General features: G+C 69.3%; 16 protein-coding genes and 1 pseudogene. 9 read left to right on the top strand and 8 right to left on the bottom strand.

Annotated elements, in window-relative coordinates; all coding sequences use genetic code 11:
• Positions 1-89 precede the first annotated feature (89 nt).
• Positions 90-1,679, bottom strand: coding sequence for a peptide ABC transporter substrate-binding protein (locus ELQ92_RS11315; protein ID WP_128499043.1), 1,590 nt, complete (start codon positions 1,677-1,679; stop codon positions 90-92).
• Positions 1,680-1,988: 309 nt separating this feature from the next.
• Between ELQ92_RS11315 and ELQ92_RS11320 the strand changes: the two genes are divergently transcribed.
• Complete coding sequence (locus ELQ92_RS11320) at positions 1,989-2,582, top strand: dihydrofolate reductase family protein (RefSeq protein WP_128499044.1); 594 nt, start codon at positions 1,989-1,991, stop codon at positions 2,580-2,582.
• A gap of 34 nt (positions 2,583-2,616) precedes the next feature.
• Here the strand turns inward: ELQ92_RS11320 and ELQ92_RS11325 are convergent.
• Positions 2,617-3,122, bottom strand: a pseudogene (locus tag ELQ92_RS11325) (DUF427 domain-containing protein).
• 76 nt (positions 3,123-3,198) lie between these two features.
• Between ELQ92_RS11325 and ELQ92_RS11330 the strand changes: the two are divergent.
• Positions 3,199-3,594 (top strand): PLD nuclease N-terminal domain-containing protein, encoded by a 396-nt coding sequence (locus tag ELQ92_RS11330; RefSeq protein ID WP_128499045.1) that lies wholly within the window; start codon positions 3,199-3,201, stop codon positions 3,592-3,594.
• A gap of 202 nt (positions 3,595-3,796) precedes the next feature.
• On the opposite strand, the gene ELQ92_RS11335 is transcribed toward ELQ92_RS11330, so the two are convergent.
• The gene (locus tag ELQ92_RS11335) at positions 3,797-4,705 is read right to left on the bottom strand and encodes a TolB family protein (RefSeq protein WP_128499046.1); all 909 of its coding nucleotides are present in this window, start codon (positions 4,703-4,705) and stop codon (positions 3,797-3,799) included.
• A 78-nt stretch (positions 4,706-4,783) separates the two neighbouring features.
• Between ELQ92_RS11335 and ELQ92_RS11340 the strand changes: the two genes are divergently transcribed.
• Positions 4,784-5,083, top strand: a complete 300-nt coding sequence (locus ELQ92_RS11340; protein ID WP_128499047.1) for a putative quinol monooxygenase — start codon at positions 4,784-4,786, stop codon at positions 5,081-5,083.
• 18 nt (positions 5,084-5,101) lie between these two features.
• Here ELQ92_RS11340 and ELQ92_RS11345 read toward each other — a convergent pair whose 3' ends face one another.
• The 3 genes from ELQ92_RS11345 to ELQ92_RS11355 form a co-directional block, all read right to left on the bottom strand.
• Positions 5,102-5,893 (bottom strand): nitroreductase family protein, encoded by a 792-nt coding sequence (locus ELQ92_RS11345; protein ID WP_128499048.1) that lies wholly within the window; start codon positions 5,891-5,893, stop codon positions 5,102-5,104.
• Positions 5,894-5,895: 2 nt separating this feature from the next.
• On the bottom strand, positions 5,896-6,234 hold the full coding sequence (locus tag ELQ92_RS11350) for a hypothetical protein (protein ID WP_128499049.1): 339 nt from the start codon (positions 6,232-6,234) through the stop codon (positions 5,896-5,898).
• 83 nt (positions 6,235-6,317) lie between these two features.
• The gene (locus ELQ92_RS11355; protein WP_128499050.1) at positions 6,318-7,619 is read right to left on the bottom strand and encodes a cation:proton antiporter; all 1,302 of its coding nucleotides are present in this window, start codon (positions 7,617-7,619) and stop codon (positions 6,318-6,320) included.
• Positions 7,620-7,836: 217 nt separating this feature from the next.
• On the opposite strand from ELQ92_RS11355, the gene ELQ92_RS16470 reads away from it, so the two are divergent.
• From ELQ92_RS16470 to ELQ92_RS16475, 3 genes are all read left to right on the top strand, one after another.
• Positions 7,837-8,871, top strand: a complete 1,035-nt coding sequence (locus ELQ92_RS16470) for an NYN domain-containing protein (RefSeq protein WP_208004328.1) — start codon at positions 7,837-7,839, stop codon at positions 8,869-8,871.
• Between the two features lie 308 nt (positions 8,872-9,179).
• Positions 9,180-9,833 (top strand): YrzE family protein, encoded by a 654-nt coding sequence (locus tag ELQ92_RS11365; RefSeq protein WP_128499051.1) that lies wholly within the window; start codon positions 9,180-9,182, stop codon positions 9,831-9,833.
• A 22-nt stretch (positions 9,834-9,855) separates the two neighbouring features.
• Positions 9,856-10,551, top strand: a complete 696-nt coding sequence (locus ELQ92_RS16475; protein ID WP_128499052.1) for a PRC-barrel domain-containing protein — start codon at positions 9,856-9,858, stop codon at positions 10,549-10,551.
• Between the two features lie 67 nt (positions 10,552-10,618).
• Here the strand turns inward: ELQ92_RS16475 and ELQ92_RS11375 are convergent, their stop codons facing one another.
• Positions 10,619-11,194: a hypothetical protein gene (locus ELQ92_RS11375; RefSeq protein ID WP_128499053.1), complete on the bottom strand. Its 576-nt coding sequence runs from the start codon at positions 11,192-11,194 to the stop codon at positions 10,619-10,621.
• 16 nt (positions 11,195-11,210) lie between these two features.
• On the bottom strand, positions 11,211-12,359 hold the full coding sequence (locus tag ELQ92_RS11380; protein WP_128499054.1) for a zinc-dependent alcohol dehydrogenase: 1,149 nt from the start codon (positions 12,357-12,359) through the stop codon (positions 11,211-11,213).
• A 188-nt stretch (positions 12,360-12,547) separates the two neighbouring features.
• Here ELQ92_RS11380 and ELQ92_RS11385 point away from each other — a divergent pair, with 188 nt between their 5' ends.
• The 3 genes from ELQ92_RS11385 (at position 12,548) to ELQ92_RS11395 (ending at position 16,183) form a co-directional block, all read left to right on the top strand.
• Positions 12,548-13,732, top strand: coding sequence for a thiolase family protein (locus ELQ92_RS11385; protein ID WP_128499055.1), 1,185 nt, complete (start codon positions 12,548-12,550; stop codon positions 13,730-13,732).
• Between the two features lie 75 nt (positions 13,733-13,807).
• The gene (locus ELQ92_RS11390) at positions 13,808-15,220 is read left to right on the top strand and encodes a glucose-6-phosphate dehydrogenase (protein WP_128499056.1); all 1,413 of its coding nucleotides are present in this window, start codon (positions 13,808-13,810) and stop codon (positions 15,218-15,220) included.
• A 135-nt stretch (positions 15,221-15,355) separates the two neighbouring features.
• The gene (locus ELQ92_RS11395) at positions 15,356-16,183 is read left to right on the top strand and encodes a sigma-70 family RNA polymerase sigma factor (protein WP_166426773.1); all 828 of its coding nucleotides are present in this window, start codon (positions 15,356-15,358) and stop codon (positions 16,181-16,183) included.
• The last annotated feature ends 12 nt before the right edge of the window (positions 16,184-16,195 follow it).

Raw genomic sequence — 16,195 nt, forward strand, 5'->3', positions numbered from 1 at the left:
GCGGTGGGGCAGGTGGTGCGGTGACGCTCTTGCGGGATGGGTCACGGGCCCACCGGACGGCCGCGGCCGTCCCGGTGGGCCCGTCGTGATCAGTCCGCGAGTTCCACGTGGGTGAGACGCGGATTGCCGACCGGCGACGTCACGAGCTCGCTGATCGCGTCGGACGTGACGTAGGAGTACGTCTCGAAGAACAGCGGCGGGGCCGGGAACTCCTCGAGGATGAGCTCCTGCACGTCGGCGTAGGCCGAGCCGTCCCCCGGGTCCGTCGCGTCGGCGGTGTCGATCGCGGCCTTGACGGATTCGTCGTACCACGGGATGCAGTTGGCGCAGCCGCCGTTCTCCACGAAGAACGGGCGCAGCGTCGCCTGCTGGCTCGGGTAGAGCGCACCCCAGCGGGAGAAGAAGGGACCGTCGATGTCGCTCGCGGTGCGCTTGTCCGAGAACTCGGCCCAGTCGGCGCTCGGCACGGCGGTCGCGTCGACCCCGAGGTTCTGGCGCAGGTTGTTCGCGATCGCGTTGTAAAACTCGTCGAGTCCGCCGCCGCCCGGGAAGTAGATCTCCATGCTGCCCTCGAAGCCGCCGGCCTCATCGAGCAGGGCCTTCGCCGCCTCGGGGTCGTACTCGCAGAGCTCGCCGCAGATCCCCTCGGGTGTTCCGGGTTCGATCGCGGGTGTGAAAGCCGTGGCGGGCGTGTACGCGCCGCCGTAGATGACGTCGTTGATCGTCTCGCGGTCGATGGCCATCGAGATGGCCTGGCGCACGCGAACGTCCTGGTAGCGCTCGTCCCACAGCGGGAGGCCGAGGTACGAGATCCCCGGCGCCTCGAAGGAGTAGAAGGAGTCTCCGAACTCCTCGTCCGCTTGCGGCAACCGGCTCGCGGGCACGGATGAGATGTCGAGGTTGCCGGCCTGCACGTCCGTGTACGCGGTCGTGTCGTCCGTGTACGGCACGAAGGTGATCTGATCCGTCGTGGGCTCGTCGCCGGCGTAGTCCTCGTACGCCGTGACGACCATCGGCTCGTTCTCGACGTAGTCGTCCTGCAACTCGAACGGTCCGTTGCCGATGGGGTGCGTGTTGTAGGCGTCGAGGTCGTCGAAGGCCGACTCGGGCATCGGGTACATCGCCGTCTGGGCCTGGCTCACCTGCAGCGGGAACTGGCTGTCGGGTCCGATGAGCTCGACGGTGAACGTCGAGTCGTCGACGACCGTGAGGCCGGACATCTCGGTCCCCGTCGGCTCACCCTCGGCGGGGTTGAGGTCCGTGTAGCCGACGATGTTCGCGACCTGACCGGAGTTCTCGAAAGCGTTCGGCCCGTAGGCGACCGTGTTCCACGAGTCGACGTAACTCTGCGCGGTCACGGGGGTGCCGTCGTGGAAGGTCCAGCCGTCCTTGAGCGTGATGGTCCAGGTGGTGTTGTCGTCCGACTCGATCGACTCCGCCTGGACGTAGGTGAGCGTGCCGTCCGACTCGAGGAACGTGAGCGGGGCCCACACGGCCATGTTGAAGTCGTAGGCCACGAGCTGCCGCCCGGGCGTGAGGGTCCCCGGATCGGTGACGCCCATCGTGATCGCGCGGGTGCCGTCGTCGGCGGCGTCGGAACCGCCCGTCGCGCAGGCCGTGAGGGCCATGGCCGCGACCAGCAGGACGCCTGCTGTGGCGGTGCGCTGTTTCCTTCTCATCGTTTCTCCTCGTCGGGATGCAGAACGGGCCCGGTGGCCCGGATGGTGCGTGGGTGCGAGTGGAGCGGGTACGTCGAACTGTCGCCGTCGGTGCTGCGGGTGTGCTGCGGAGAAATGACGGCCGTGCGGATCGCGGCGGTGCGCCCAGCAAACCGCTCCGGCGGGCCGCACGTCAATACATGCACGTCAGAAGTTTCACAAAGTAATGAAACCTAAACACGATTGAAACAATCGGGAGGGTGATCGACCACGCCTCTTGCGGCCGGAGCCGAGCGGTGGTTCGCTGGCGTCACCGATCGAGGGAGCACCATGAGCGAGGTCATCGTCGACGTCGGCATGAGCGTGGACGGTTTCGTCGCCGGACCGGACCAGTCGCGGGACGAGCCGATGGGACGGGGGACCGAGCACCTCCACCGCTGGATGTTCGAAACGCCCGACGAGAACAGCGAGGAGATCGCCGCGATCGTCGACGCCGGTGCGTTCATCATGGGCCGCAACATGTTCGGACCGATCCGCGGCGAGTGGGACGAGCCTTGGGAGGGGTGGTGGGGTCCGGAACCGCCGTACCACGGCCCCGTGTTCGTGCTCACGCACCACGCGCGCCCTCCGCTCGAGATGGCCGGCGGGACGACCTTCCACTTCGTCACCTCCGGTCTCCAGGCGGCGCTGTCCCGTGCCCGTGACGCGGCCGGCGACCGCCGCGTGTCCGTCGCCGGTGGCGCCGCGACGATCAACCAGTTCCTCGCCCTCGGTGCGATCGATCTGCTGCGATTGCACATCGCGCCCATCGTCGTCGGCGCGGGCGAGCGGCTCTTCACCGACGTCGGCGCACTGTCGCTCACGCCCGTGAGCAGCAGGACCGCCACACTCGTGACGCACGTCACCTACCGCTTGGACCGCTGACGTCAGGGGGGTCGTGAGGGGAGTCGGGGTCGCGTCACCAGCCCCAGGTGCCGGGAGCGCCCTTGAAGGGACCGACGATCTCCGAGGTGGTCCAACCGCCGTCGAAGTCGCCGTCCTGCGCCTCGACGACCTCGCCGCCCACCTCGCAGCGCTTCATCCGACCCGGGTAGAGCGCGACCCTGTTGCGGAACTCCTCGAAGCCGCGGCTGGGTGTGGCGTAGCACCAGCCGGCCGAGGGGGTGACGGCGGTGCCGCCGATGACGTCGAGGTAGGAGGCTTCGCCCTTGAACTCGCAGAACGTGGTGCCGGTGGCGGGCCGGAGGGCGTCGACGAAGGAGGCGACGGGGAGGTAGTACACGGGCGGGTGGCTCGTCTCGAGCACGCGGAGGCGTCGGTCGTGTCCGCGATCACCATTCCGCCCAGCCTCACGACGACGCGCTTCGCAACCGGCTCCACGCGCGGCGGCCGCGGGTAGTCCCACACCGCCTCCTGGCCGGGGCCGACGGGGAGCGGTCCGGGACGCTGGGTCCGCGGGGACATGCTCCCAGTCTCACAGTGCCCACCCCCGGAGGGGGGGTCCTTCCACGGCTTCCGTACCTGTGAATACACTGTGCCCATGTACTTGCTGCTCTCGGCCGTGGGGTTCCTCGTCCTCCTCGGAGCCCTCATCGACATCATCACCCGGCCGGACGATCAGGTCCGCTACCTTCCGAAGCTCGTGTGGGTCTTCCTCGTCATCCTCCTGCCGCTTGTCGGTAGCATCATCTGGTTCACCGTCGGCCGGGAGTGGGGCGCCGCGACGGAGAACGTGAGTTTCGGTGATCGTCGCCGCTGGGACAGAACGGCACCGGCCCCCGCTCCGCCGGCTGCCCCGGCACGCCCGCAACGTGTGCTCTCCACCGAGGAGCAGCTCGCCGCGCTCGAGCGTGAGGCCGAGTTCTACGAGAAGCAAGCGCGCATCAAGCGCCTCGAGTCCCAGCTCGACGACAAGCGCGCCACCGACGACGCCTAACCAAAGCGCTACACCCGCACGAGGGCTACACGTACGCCGAGCGCCCTCGGAACCGAACTGGCGCCCTCGTGCGCCGAGACCCCCACGTTCAGCGTCCGAACGTCGCCGGCCTCCCGCTCCACAGGTCCGACGGCGAGGGCGCCACGCTGGTCGCGAGGGCGCCTGGTCTACGTGGCGCCCTCGCGCGGGTGTAGCTCTCTGGTTATTCGCGGGTGGGGTACTCGACGAAGGCGAGGGCGTCCGAGTCGGGCGACCAGCTGTTGACGTTGAGGGTGCCCTGGCCGCCGAAGACCGAGTAGCTCTGGATCGGGGTCGACCAGTCGTCCGTCGAGACCACGTTCACGACGACCGGGACGTCCGCGGGGTGGCCGAGGGTGCCGGCGGGGAACGAGACGTACGAGGCGAATCGGCCGTCCGGCGAGACGTGCGGGAACCAGTCGACGGTGTCGCTCTCGACGAGCCGCTCGAGCCCCGAGCCGTCGACGCGGATGCGGCCGAGCTGCGCATGTCCTGGCTCGTCCGTGAACGCATCGGAGTTGAAGACGATCCATTCGCCATCCGGCGTGAACTCCGGGCCGTCGAGGTGCCCGTCCCCCGTGTCGAGATGCCGCACCTCTCCCCCGGACGTCGACACGAGTCCCAACCGGCCCTGCGGGTCGCGACCGTCGTGCTCGCACGGGATCTCGACGAAGGCGAGCGTCCCACCGTCCGTGCTGACGCCGTGGAGGTAGTGGCGGACGTTCCGCGGCACCGTGACGCGGCGAGCCGACCCGCCGGACAACGGCGCGACGTAGAGGTGGCCGTCGTCGGACGTCACGAAGACGTCGTCCCCGTTCGGAGCGAGCACGTGATCGTTGTTGAGGCGCGAGACCCCGTCGATGACGATCGGCGAGAGCCCGGCGCCGTGAGTCGGCGGGAGCGACCACAGCCGCCCTCCGCCGTTCACGACGAGACGACCGTCGTCCGACCAATTCGGCGCCTCGACGAGGAGGTCGGTGCTCTCGAGGACGACGAACGGCTCACCCTGGAGGGGCGCCACCCACACCGTGCTCCACTGTCCGGGCGCATGACGACGCCCTCCGATCAGCTCCGACTGCTGCGTTGCGTCCATACCCCGATGCTAGGCGGCCCCGCGCCCAGCCGACCAGAGGCTTGTGACGATGTCGGAGGGATGCGCCACGCTGTCGGCATGACATTCGCAAACGTGGGAACACTCGGAGTCCAGCCCGGTCGACGCGACGAGGTCGTCGAGATCCTCACCCGACCGTCCTCGACCCTCGCCGGGTCGGGCTGCTTGAGCTACGAGGTGGGAGTGAGCCCCGAGCACCCCGACACGGTCTTCGTCACGGAGCTCTGGGTCTCGGCGGAGGCGCACGCCGCATCGCTGCAGCTCGAGAGCGTCAAGGCGAGTATCGCCGAGGCGATGCCGCTGCTGACGGGAGAATTCGGCGGCTTCCGCTTCGACGTCGTGGGATCGCCGCTGCGCTGAACCGGTCGCGGCTGGGCGTCAGTCGTCCCAGCCGGACTGTGGCGCCTCGCACGTCTCGCGGTAGACGTACTGCGATGGGAGCTTCCGCTGATGACTCGACCAGTCGATCGCGGGTCGGCGCTGCTCAGGTGGCAGGTAGCCGAGCCGATAGACGGCCATGAGTTCGAGTTCGTCCGGCACCTTCAGCAGGTCGACGATGAGGTCCCACTTGCCGGGCACCTCCATCGGGAACGAGACGAACTGGATTCCCATGCCGAGCTCGGTCGTCGTGAGCCAGACGTTCTCCATCGCCGCCCCCATGCTGAAGAGCGAGTAGAACGAGGACAGCTCCCCCGGCCGATACTCCGACCGGTCGAGCATGACTCCAAGGAGCAGCGGCGAACCCGCGACGAGTTTCCGGTTCTCGGAGCCGAGCGTCTTCGGGACGCCGAGAGCGTTCATGAGCGCCTGCCCGCGCTTCGTGAAGGCCTGGCTCGTGAACGGACGGAGGGGCGCCGGCAGCTTGTCGAAGAGCATGCCGTCGCGCCGCCGCTCCATCTCGGCGGCGCTGAAGCGGAAGTAGGGCTTGTAGCGCTCGAAGAACGTTCCGTTCGACATCGCCTCGGTCATGCTCGACCCGCTGATGTCTGCGACGCGCTCGATCGTCGAACGGTCCTCGACGATCACGAAGCGCCACGGCTGGCTGTTGAGTTGCGACGGGGCGCGCCCGGCGACCTCCATGAGGATGCGCTGGTGCTCCTCGGACACGGGATCGGGCAGGAACGCCCCGTTGGTCGTTTTGCGACGTCTGATGGCCTCGAGGAGGTCCACGGTCACCTCCAGGCTCGGATCAGGCCCGCGGCGAAGAACGGCGCGGCCGTGAGCGCCACGACGATGTGCCGGTTCGAGTGCGAGCCGAGGAACGGGATGAGGGAGAGCGGCACGCCGGCGGGCAGGAGCGCGAGCACCGCCTTGCGCTGCGAGCGGTCGGCGCCCGGTCGCAATCCGGACGTCGCCGCGAGCGCCGAGAGCGCCGACGTCGAGATGTAGAGGGCATGGTGCACCCACCGCGCGTTCGAGGTGTCGATGGTGCGCGTCGCGACCCCGGTCCCGACGGCGCAATTGGCGAGGTAACTCACCGTCGCCGCGGTGAACAGGTGTGCTGATCTCACTCGAGAAGTGTCGGTCAGCCCGGCGGGCGACACAAGTCGGCGCGCCTCGCAGCGCCGGAACGCGCGCGAGCCGCTCGCACCTGCTATACGGACACGCTCGCCGCGTCGTCGTCGTCGACCCCGGCACGACGGGCGGCGCGCGAGCGGCGCCGGTCGAGCATCGCCATGATCGGCGTCGCGGTCGCGCCGTGGAGCACGATCGAGCCGATGACGACGAGCGAGGTGAGCGCCCAGAGGCGTTCCCCGCCCGGGAAATCGCCCTCCTGCAGAGCGAAGGCGATGTAGAAGAGGGACCCGACGCCACGGACGCCGAAGAACGAGATGACCGCACGCTCCTTCGGGCCCGTCTTCCCGGGGCTCAGCCCGATGTATCCCGCGACGGGACGGACGACGATGAGGATGACCGCGACGACGAGGACGTCGAGCCACCCGATCGAATCGAGGGCACCACGGGCGACGGACCCTCCGAGGAGGACGACGACGGCGACCGTGAGGAGCCGCTCGATCTGCTCGACGAACGTGTGCAGCACCGAGTGGTACCCGTGGGCGCGCTCGGACGCGCGCAGCGCCGTGGCGCACACGAACACGGCGATGAACCCGTAACCCTCCGCCGACTCCGTCGCGCCGTACGCGAGGAAGGTCGCCGCGAGGGCGACGAAGCCCTCGGCCTTGTCCGTGAGCCCGAGTCGTTCCGAGAGCGACGAGAAGAACAGCTTCCCGAGCAGTCGTCCCGTGAGGTAGCCGATACCGACACCGAGCGTGAGACGCCACAGCACGTCCGCCAGGAACCACTCGCCGAACCACGACGCCGTACCCGCTCCCGCGAGACTGATCGCGATGGCGGCGTAGGTGAAGGGGAAGGCGAGCCCGTCGTTGAGCCCGGCCTCGGAGGTGAGCGCGAAACGCGCCTCGTCGTCCTCAGCTTCTGCATCGGTCACGGGCTCGCTCACCTGCACCTCGGTCGCGAGCACGGGGTCCGTCGGGGCGAGTGCCGCCGCGAGCAGTACCGCACTCGCGATGCCGAGGCTGAGCACGGACCAGCCGAGCACCCCCACTGCGAGCATGGAGAGCGGCATGGTGATGCCGAGCAGCCGCCATGTCGACGACCAGCCTCGAAGCGACGGCGCACGGTTGATGGCGAGCCCCGCGCCCATGAGCGACACGATCACGCAGATCTCGGTGAGGTGCAGCGCCACCTCGGGGTGCTCCATGGGCGACGGATCGGGGAGGTTCGGCATGAGCGCGAATCCGAGGATCCCGGCCCCGAGGAACACCATCGGCATCGACACGGGAAGCCGACCGAGGATGCGTGGCAGCAGCGCTGCGGCGAGCGTCGCCAGGCCGATCGCCGCGAAGACCACTCCGGATCCATCGAACTCGAGCACTCGTGCCACCTCTCCGTCCCGCCCGGCCGACGCCGGGTCGAGAGACCGCGCGTCCCCGGCGGGGGAAACGCTCCGTCAGCATCACAGCCGCCGAAGGCCGCCACAACGGGTCGGGTCACCCCCTCCCGGTGCCGTACAGTGCCCGTTCGTCCGCGCGGTTCCCGTCGCTCGCCGTTTCGCGAGAGACTGGGAGTCCACCTCACGGAAAAGAGCACTCATGACCGAGCCGATCGACGCGCGAGTCGCCGTCTACATCGACTTCGACAACATCGTCATCTCGCGCTACGACCAGGTGCACGGACGCAGCCAGTTCATGCGCGACAAGGCGCGCGCCTACAGCTCCTCGAGCAAGGCGTCCGACGTGGACATGGCGGAGAAGCTCACGCAGGCCACGGTCGACGTCGGAGCGATCATCGACTTCGCCTCGTCGTTCGGGACCCTCGTCCTCACCCGCGCCTACGCCGACTGGTCGGCGCCGGTGAACGCCGACTACCGTGGGCAGCTCGTGAGCCGCGCCGTCGACCTCGTGCAGCTGTTCCCGGCGGCGGCCTACGCGAAGAACGGAGCGGACATCCGCCTCGCCGTCGACGCCGTCGAGGACATGTTCCGGCTTCCCGACCTGACCCACGTCATCATCGTCGCGGGCGACTCCGATTACATCGCACTCGCCCAGCGCTGCAAGCGGCTCGGGCGCTACGTCGTGGGCATCGGCGTCGCGGGCTCCACGAGCCGCTCGCTTGCCGCGGCCTGCGACGAGTTCGCGACGTACGACGCCCTCCCCGGTGTGAAGCCCGTGCCGACGGCCGTCGCCGCGCCGCGGATCACGCCGGCTCCCACGGAGGACGCCACCGCCCTCGCGAGCGAGGGCACCGCGATCGCCGCCGGCGTCCCGACGGTCACCTTCCAGGAGCCCCCCATCGAGGTCGCCCCGCCCAAGCGGCGCCGCGCGAAGACCGCTCGCGCCGCCGAGGAGGAGCCCGAGCCGGAGCCGGAGAACCCCCAAGAGGTCGCGACGGGCCTGCTCGAGCGCGCGCTGCGCCTCGGCCACGAGAAGGACGACGACGCCGAGTGGCTGCACTCGTCGACCGTGAAAACGCAGATGAAGCGCATGGACCCGTCGTTCAGCGAGAAGGCGCTCGGCTTCCGCACCTTCACCGATTTCCTCGAGTCGCGCAGCGACATCGCCGAGCAGGAGCAGAGCGACAGCGCCCGCCTCGTCCGGCTCGCCCCGGCGCGCGCCGCCGCCCGCTGAGCGGCCGGCGCGCGCCGATCGAGGAGACGACTTCCCGTCCGGCGTCGCTCCCCTCGGTCGCGGTGACGAGAAGCCCGTCCGTGTCCTCGATCGAGGGCGTCGGGGCTGATGATCCGGCGACGATATCGTCGCCGGTCCCACCGCTCCTACCCAGCGTCGTCGGTGCCGTCCGATCGTCCGCTCAGAGAATGCCCCTCCGCTTCTGAACCGATTCCGGGTCGTTTGGCTACCCCCTTGCCGCGGTGGTCGCGTATCGCTTCACTGGCACTCCAGGGATCTCACCTGAAGTATCGGAAAGGACTCCCAGCATGAGCACTCCATCGAACAACGATCGTCACCACGACGAGACGACGCCGACCGAGCGGCCCGCGGCTGTTCCGGCCGGATCCGGCCGCACGGTCCGCGAAGAGGTCGTCGCACGCGAGAAGGACGAGTTCGGCGGCATGAAGTTCGGCTCGGCCTTCTTCGGCTGGCTCGCCGCCACGGGAACGGCCGTCCTCCTGACGGCCCTCGTCGCGGGAGCGGGTGCCGCGATCGGCCTCGGTTCCAACGCGGACCCCGACCAGGTCGCGGACGAGGCCGCGCAGAACGCCGAAACGATCGGGATCGTCGGTGCGATCGCGGTCCTCGTCATCCTCTTCATCGCCTACTACGCCGGTGGATACGTCGCCGGCCGGATGGCACGCTTCAGCGGAGCGAAGCAGGGTCTCGCGGTGTGGCTGTGGGCCCTCATCATCGCGATCGTCCTCGCGATCGTGAGCGTCATCGCCGGTAGCCAGTGGAACATCCTCGCGAACCTCAACAGCTTCCCGAGACTGCCCGTCAACGAGGGCCAGCTCACGACGGCCGGCATCATCACGGCCATCGCCGCGCTCCTCGTGAGCCTCGGCGGTGCGCTCCTCGGAGGGATCGCCGGCATGCGGTTCCACCGCAAGGTGGACCGCGTCGGACTGGGCCGCTGAGGCGGGGACGGAGGGAAGAGTCATGATCGACCCACGCAACACCGCCTCCCTCATCGGCGCGGACGTCCTCGACCCCGACGGCGAGACGATCGGGACCGTCGGACAGGTCTACCTCGATCCCGACACCGACCGTCCGCTCTGGGCGACCGTCAGGACCGGCCTCTTCGGCAACAAGGAGTCCTTCGTGCCGCTCGAGGGCGCCTCGTACAGCGAGGACCGCCTGCACGTCGAGCACTCGAAGGACGCGGTCAAGCACGCGCCCAAGATCGACGCGGACGGCGCCCTCACGCACGAGGAGGAGGACAACCTCTACGCGCACTACCGCCCGCAGAACGACGACCACGACGGCGACGGTCAGGACGACGGTCACCACCGGGGACTCGCCGACCGCCTCGGCTTCGGCAAGAAGGACCACGACGACGACCACGACGCTCACGATCACGACGGGCGCGACCACGCGCGCGACGACGATCGCGAGCACGAGCTCGGGTCCGACCGTCCGCACAACGACGACGACCGTCCGGGGCGTCACGCCGCCGGCGAGACCCCCGCAGCGGGCACGGACGGCGTCGAGACGGGCCGCATGCGGTTGCGGAAGTACACCGTGACGGAGGAGCGCACCGTGACCGTCCCGGTCACGCGCGAAGAGGTGCGCCTCGAGCCCGAGACCGGCGCGGCGTCGGACGCGACCGACAGCGACCACGACCGGCGGCGGTGACGCCCGTCCCGCACCACGACGAGAAGGGGCCCGGCGCATCGCGCCGGACCCCTTCTCGCGGCTGAGGTCAGCCGCGGACGCGCTTCACGACCCTCGACGCGACGACCGCGACGGCGATCCCGCTCGCGATCCAGGGGCCCGCCACGAGGAACGGGTCCATCCACATGTGCTTGAGGTCGGCGCGCTTCTTCCCGAACCGGGAGCTGATCGGGCGGTGGCCCGGCTCGGAGAGGACTCCCGTCTCGGTGATGGGGTTGTCCGGCCGCAGTGTCGCGAAGGAGGCGAGGTGGTTCTCGATGGCGTCGACGCGGTCGCCGAGGACGAGCAGGAGCCAATGCGCGAGTCTCCCCTCGCTGTAGCGGGCGTAGGCGCGGCGCCGGATCACGCCCGAGAGGCCCGTCAGCGGCTGCGCCGTCCCGAAGACGGGAGTGAGCATCGCGTGCTCGATCGAGCGCTCTCGCGGCCGCAGCTCCTCTTGGCGGTCGGGGAACTCCCAGTGCGCGCCGGTGGCGCCGGGGTCGAAGCGCTCCTTGGGCACCGACGGTCGATCGGCCGGGTCGGAATCGACGCCCCAACCCGGGATGCGCGCCCGGAGCTCGTCGGGAGACTCCGGCGGCTCGGGCTTCTGTGCGGTGTACGGCATGGTGTGTCCTTCCTTCCTAGCTCGCGCTCGGGATGATGACGGGCTTGATGCAGTCGTCGAGCTTCGAGGAGAAGATGTGGTACCCCTCCGCGATGTGTTCGAGGGGGATCCGGTGCGTGATGATGTCGCGCGGCGTGAGGTAGCCGTTCCGGATGTGCTCGAAGAGTCGCGGCCACTGCCGCTTCACCGGCGCCTGGTTCATGCGGAGCGTGAGTCCCTTGTTCATCGCGTCACCGAACTTCACCGCGCTGAACAGTGGCCCGTAGGCTCCCATGACCGAGATCGTTCCGCCTTTGCGCGCCCCGTCGATCGCCCAATTGAGGGCGACGGGTGACCCGCCCTGGAGCTTGAGCTTCGCCGATGTGATGTGCTGGACGAGGTTCCCGTCGGCCTCGGCGCCCACCGCGTCGATCACGACGTCGGCCCCGAGGTGATCGGTCGTACGCTTCATCTCCACGACGATGTCGTCGTACTCGAGGAAGTTCCGGGTCTCCGCGTGAGCGAAGGTCCGTGCTTTCTCGAGCCGGTATTCGAGGTGATCGATCACGATGACCCGGCCGGCACCCATGAGCCAGGACGACTTCGCGGCGTAGAGGCCGACGGGTCCCGCCCCGAGCACGACGACCGTGTCGCCCGTGGTGATGTCACCGAGCTGGGCGCCGAAGTACCCGGTAGACAGCGCGTCCGTACACATGAGGGCGTCGTCCTCGTCCATCCAGTCGGGGATGACCTGGGGTCCGACGTCCGCGAACGGTACACGCACGAACTCCGCCTGTCCCCCGTCGTAGCCGCCCGTCGTGTGCGAGTAGCCGTAGATGCCGCCGATCGCCGTGGCGTTCGGATTGACGTTGTGGCAGTTCGAGTACAACCCGCGAGCGCAGAAGTAGCACGAGCCGCAGTAGACGTTGAACGGCACCATCACCCGATCGCCCACCTGCAGGTTCTGCACCGAGGAGCCGACCTCGTGCACGACCCCGATGAACTCGTGGCCGAACGTGTGCCCGATGCGGGTGTCCGGCATCAGGCCGTGGTAGAGGTGCAGGTCGGATCCGCAGATCGCCGCGCGCGTGACCCGCACGATCGCATCGTTCGGATGCTCGATCTTCGGAATGTCCTTCTCCTCGGTGCGGACCTTGTACGGTCCTCGGTACACCATCGCTCTCATGACCCGTCCTCTCGCGTCGTCGTCGACGACCTGTCGCCGTCGGTCGTGACTCCGAGCTACGCAAACACCCCCGCTCGGGGCCGGTCAACCTGTTGCGGTGGGCTTCCGTCACCGTCCTCCATGCGCTAACCGCGCGCGGCGTACGCTGATCGTGACGTCTGCCACGGGCGTCAGAAGGAGGACGAACAATGCGCGAGGCCGTCATCGTCGATGCCGTCAGGACCCCGAGCGGGCGGGGGAAGCCGGGCGGCGCATTGAGCGGGGTCCACCCCGTCGACCTCCACGCCCTCGTGCTCCGCGCGATCGTCGATCGCACCGGCGTCGATCCTGCGGCCCTCGACGATGTCGTCGCCGGCGCCGTCGGTCAGATCGGCGAGCAGAGCGGCAACACCGCGCGATGGGCTGTGCTCGCCGCGGGGTTCCCGGAGTCCGTGCCCGCCGTGACGATCGACCGCCAGTGCGGGAGCAGCCAACAGGCGATCCATTTCGCCGCGCAGGGCATCCAGAGCGGAGCCTACGACCTCGTCATCGCCTCCGGAGTGGAATCGATGAGCCGCGTGACGATCGGGAGCCAGACGGCGGGGCAGGACCCCTACGGCCCGGGAATCGCGTCGCGCTATCCGGGCGGGCTCGTGCCGCAAGGCATCAGCGCCGAACTCATCGCGGCGCGCTGGGACCTCTCGCGGGAGGCTCTCGACGCCTTCGCCGCCGAGAGCCACCTGCGCGCCGCATCTTCCTGGGACGACGGCCGATTCGAGGCCGAGGTCGTGACCGTGACGACCGGGGACGGCCGCGTCGTCGATCGCGACGAGACGGTGCGAGCGGGAACGTCGCCCGATCGGCTCGCCCAACTACCGGCGGCCTTCGAAGACACGATGTGGACGGAGCGGTTCCCCGAGATCGACTGGCGGATCACCGCCGGCAACGCCTCACCCCTCAGCGACGGCGCCTCAGCCGTGATGCTCGCGAGCGCCGAGGCGGCCGAGCGCCTCGGTCTCCGCCCGCGCGCTCGCGTCCATAGCGTCGCCGTCGCGGGCGACGACCCCGTCACGATGCTCATGGGCATCCTTCCCGCGACGCGGAAGGTGCTCGAGCGGGCGGGGCTCGGGATCGACGACATCGACGCCTTCGAGGTCAACGAGGCTTTCGCGCCCGTCGTGCTCGCCTGGCTCGCCGAGACGGGCGCCGACGCCGCCCGCGTGAACGTCAACGGCGGCGCGACGGCGATCGGGCATCCTCTCGGGGCGAGCGGCGCACGACTCATGACGACCCTCATCGGCGTCCTCGAGCAGACGGGCGGCCGCTTCGGACTGCAGACGATGTGCGAGGCGGGCGGACTCGCCAACGCCACGATCATCGAACGGCTCGACTGACACGGGAGAGTATCACCGCGCCGGGAGCAGCGGACACGGGCTGACGGGGGCGCCGTGTCTGCCTAGGCTCGCTGTATGAGTTCCCCCGTGACCCTCCTCATCCTCGGCGCCGGCGGCGACCTGACGAAGCGACTCCTCCTGCCGGGGCTCGGCAGTCTGCTCGCCCACCACGATCACGACGTGACGGTGCTCGGGGCCGGTCTCGACGACGGCGTCGCGGAGCACTGGCAGGACCTCGTCCGCGACTCCCTCGAGCGCGCCGCCGACGAGCGCCGGGTCGACGACCGGCGCGGGGACGCCGAGGCCGCGGACGCCGAGACGACGGACGCGGATCGCACGCGGCAGCTCGTGGAGTCGACGCGCTACATCGCCGCTGACGCGACGGACCCCGCCGCGCTCCGCGACCTCCTCGCGGCCTGCACGGGCGTGCCCGTGATCTACTTCGCTCTGCCGCCCGCCGTCACGGCGAAGGTGTGCCGCGCGCTTCAGGACATCGACCTTCCCCGAGGTACTCGGCTGGCGCTCGAGAAGCCCTTCGGCAGCGACGAGGAGAGCGCCGCGGAGCTCAATGCGGTCATCGCCACGCTCGTCCCCGAGCGGCAGGTCTTCCGGATCGACCACTTCCTCGGCAAGTCGACGGTGCTCAACATCCTGGGCCTGCGGCTCGCCAATCGCATCCTCGAGCCCGTCTGGAACGCCGGCTCGGTCGAACGTGTCGACATCGTCTTCGACGAGACGCTCGGGCTCGAGGGGCGTGCAGGCTACTACGACTCGAGCGGAGCCCTCGTCGACATGATCCAGAGTCATCTCCTCGAGATCCTCGCGATCATCGCGATGGAGCTGCCGCCGCGTGTCGACGAGGTCGAGTTGCGCGACAACATCGCGCAGGTCCTCCGCAACACGACGCTGTGGGACGACGACGTCACCGCGACGGCGCGGCGGGCTCGCTACACCGCCGGTGAGATCGGTGACCGGACACTGCCGTCGTATGTCGACGAACCCGGCGTCGACCCGAGCCGCGGCACCGAGACGCTCGCCGAGCTCACGGTGGCGGTCAGAACGCGGCGATGGGACGGTGTGCCGTTCCTCCTCCGGTCCGGGAAGGCCCTCGGCGCCAAGAGGTCACAGGCACGGCTGTTCCTCCGGCCCGTTCCCGCGGTACCGGGTCTCGACGGTGAACCCCAGCAGCAGGTCATCGTGCTCGATCTCATGACCGGCGACGTCGAGCTCCAACTCACGATGAACGGCGCCGGTGACCCGTTCCACCTCGAACAGTCCATCCTGGTCGCCCACCAGGGTGCCGGCGATCTCCTGCCATACGGTCAGATGCTGCGCGGCATCCTCGACGGCGACCCCCTCCTGTCGATCCGCGGCGACGTGGCCGAGCAGTGCTGGCGCATCGTCGACCCCGTGATCGCGGCATGGAGGCGCGGCGAGGGCGATCTCGCCGACTATCCGGCCGGCTCCACCGGGCCATCCGACTGGTGAGCTGACCCGCTTTCCCCCCGATCGGGGGGAAAGGTACGCGGCCGCGCACGTCTGCGTCAAGCACTTCGAACTTCTTCTCCTTCCCGTTTGGCTGGCGAGAGCACTTCTCTCCTCCGATGGAAAGGATGGTTCTCCGTGTCGAACGACGTCGACGGCGTGCACCATGGCCGAGAGCATCTTCACGCGCGCTGGGCGGAGAAGGAGAGGTGGACGGGGCAGCGGTTCGCCGAGGCCGCTCGTGCCCGCGGGGAGCACCGCCGCCGCATCGAGGACGAGATCGCGGTCGCCCACCTCGATCTCGTGGACACCCTCGCCTCACGGATCGTCGGGGCGAGCCGCGAGATCCGCGACGTCCGGCAGGTGGGCTGCGTCGGCCTCGTCAAGGCCGTTCGGCGCTTCGAACCCGACAGGGGCGTGCCGTTCGTCCCGTACGCCGTCCCGACGATCGGCGGAGAGATCAAGAGGCACTTGCGCGACAACGGATGGTTCGTCCGGCCGCCGCGGAGCGTCCAGGAGCTGCGCGCCGAGGCCCTGCGGGCGACGACGGAACTGGGCCAGTGCATCGGACGGGAACCGACCATGGCCGAACTCGCGACCCACCTCGGTCGAACGGTGGCGGATGTCGTCCAAGCGCTCGCGGCGCATTCGAGCCTGCGGCCCGCTTCCCTCGACGCCCCCGTCGCGGCCGACGACGCCACTCCCTTCGGCCAGACCATCCCGATCGACGACGATTCCTTCGACCGGGTCGATCTCGCGCTCACGCTCCGAGCCGCGGTGAGCACCCTCGATGGCCGCGATCAGCGCGTCCTCGAGCTGCGCTTCGTGCACCACCGGACGCAGAGCGAGATCGCCGACGAGATCGGCGTCACCCAGATGCAGGTCTCCCGGATCCTCTCGAGGGTCCTCGCCACACTCCGCGGGAGGCTCGACGGTCTGGATCCCGCAATCGCCGGGGCCGCCTGACGGTCCCGGCGG

Origin of the sequence: Labedella populi (assembly GCF_004078655.1) — a bacterium.
Classification (GTDB): domain Bacteria; phylum Actinomycetota; class Actinomycetes; order Actinomycetales; family Microbacteriaceae; genus Labedella; species Labedella populi.

Excerpts from the sequence above, each read along its gene's own strand:
- ELQ92_RS11315 (WP_128499043.1), bottom strand. The coding sequence starts at position 1,679 with ATGAGAAGGAAACAGCGCACCGCCACAGCAGGCGTCCTGCTGGTCGCG.
- ELQ92_RS11320 (WP_128499044.1), top strand. The coding sequence starts at position 1,989 with ATGAGCGAGGTCATCGTCGACGTCGGCATGAGCGTGGACGGTTTCGTC.
- ELQ92_RS11330 (WP_128499045.1), top strand. The coding sequence starts at position 3,199 with ATGTACTTGCTGCTCTCGGCCGTGGGGTTCCTCGTCCTCCTCGGAGCC.
- ELQ92_RS11335 (WP_128499046.1), bottom strand. The coding sequence starts at position 4,705 with ATGGACGCAACGCAGCAGTCGGAGCTGATCGGAGGGCGTCGTCATGCG.
- ELQ92_RS11340 (WP_128499047.1), top strand. The coding sequence starts at position 4,784 with ATGACATTCGCAAACGTGGGAACACTCGGAGTCCAGCCCGGTCGACGC.
- ELQ92_RS16470 (WP_208004328.1), top strand. The coding sequence starts at position 7,837 with ATGACCGAGCCGATCGACGCGCGAGTCGCCGTCTACATCGACTTCGAC.
- ELQ92_RS11365 (WP_128499051.1), top strand. The coding sequence starts at position 9,180 with ATGAGCACTCCATCGAACAACGATCGTCACCACGACGAGACGACGCCG.
- ELQ92_RS16475 (WP_128499052.1), top strand. The coding sequence starts at position 9,856 with ATGATCGACCCACGCAACACCGCCTCCCTCATCGGCGCGGACGTCCTC.
- ELQ92_RS11375 (WP_128499053.1), bottom strand. The coding sequence starts at position 11,194 with ATGCCGTACACCGCACAGAAGCCCGAGCCGCCGGAGTCTCCCGACGAG.
- ELQ92_RS11380 (WP_128499054.1), bottom strand. The coding sequence starts at position 12,359 with ATGAGAGCGATGGTGTACCGAGGACCGTACAAGGTCCGCACCGAGGAG.
- ELQ92_RS11385 (WP_128499055.1), top strand. The coding sequence starts at position 12,548 with ATGCGCGAGGCCGTCATCGTCGATGCCGTCAGGACCCCGAGCGGGCGG.
- ELQ92_RS11390 (WP_128499056.1), top strand. The coding sequence starts at position 13,808 with ATGAGTTCCCCCGTGACCCTCCTCATCCTCGGCGCCGGCGGCGACCTG.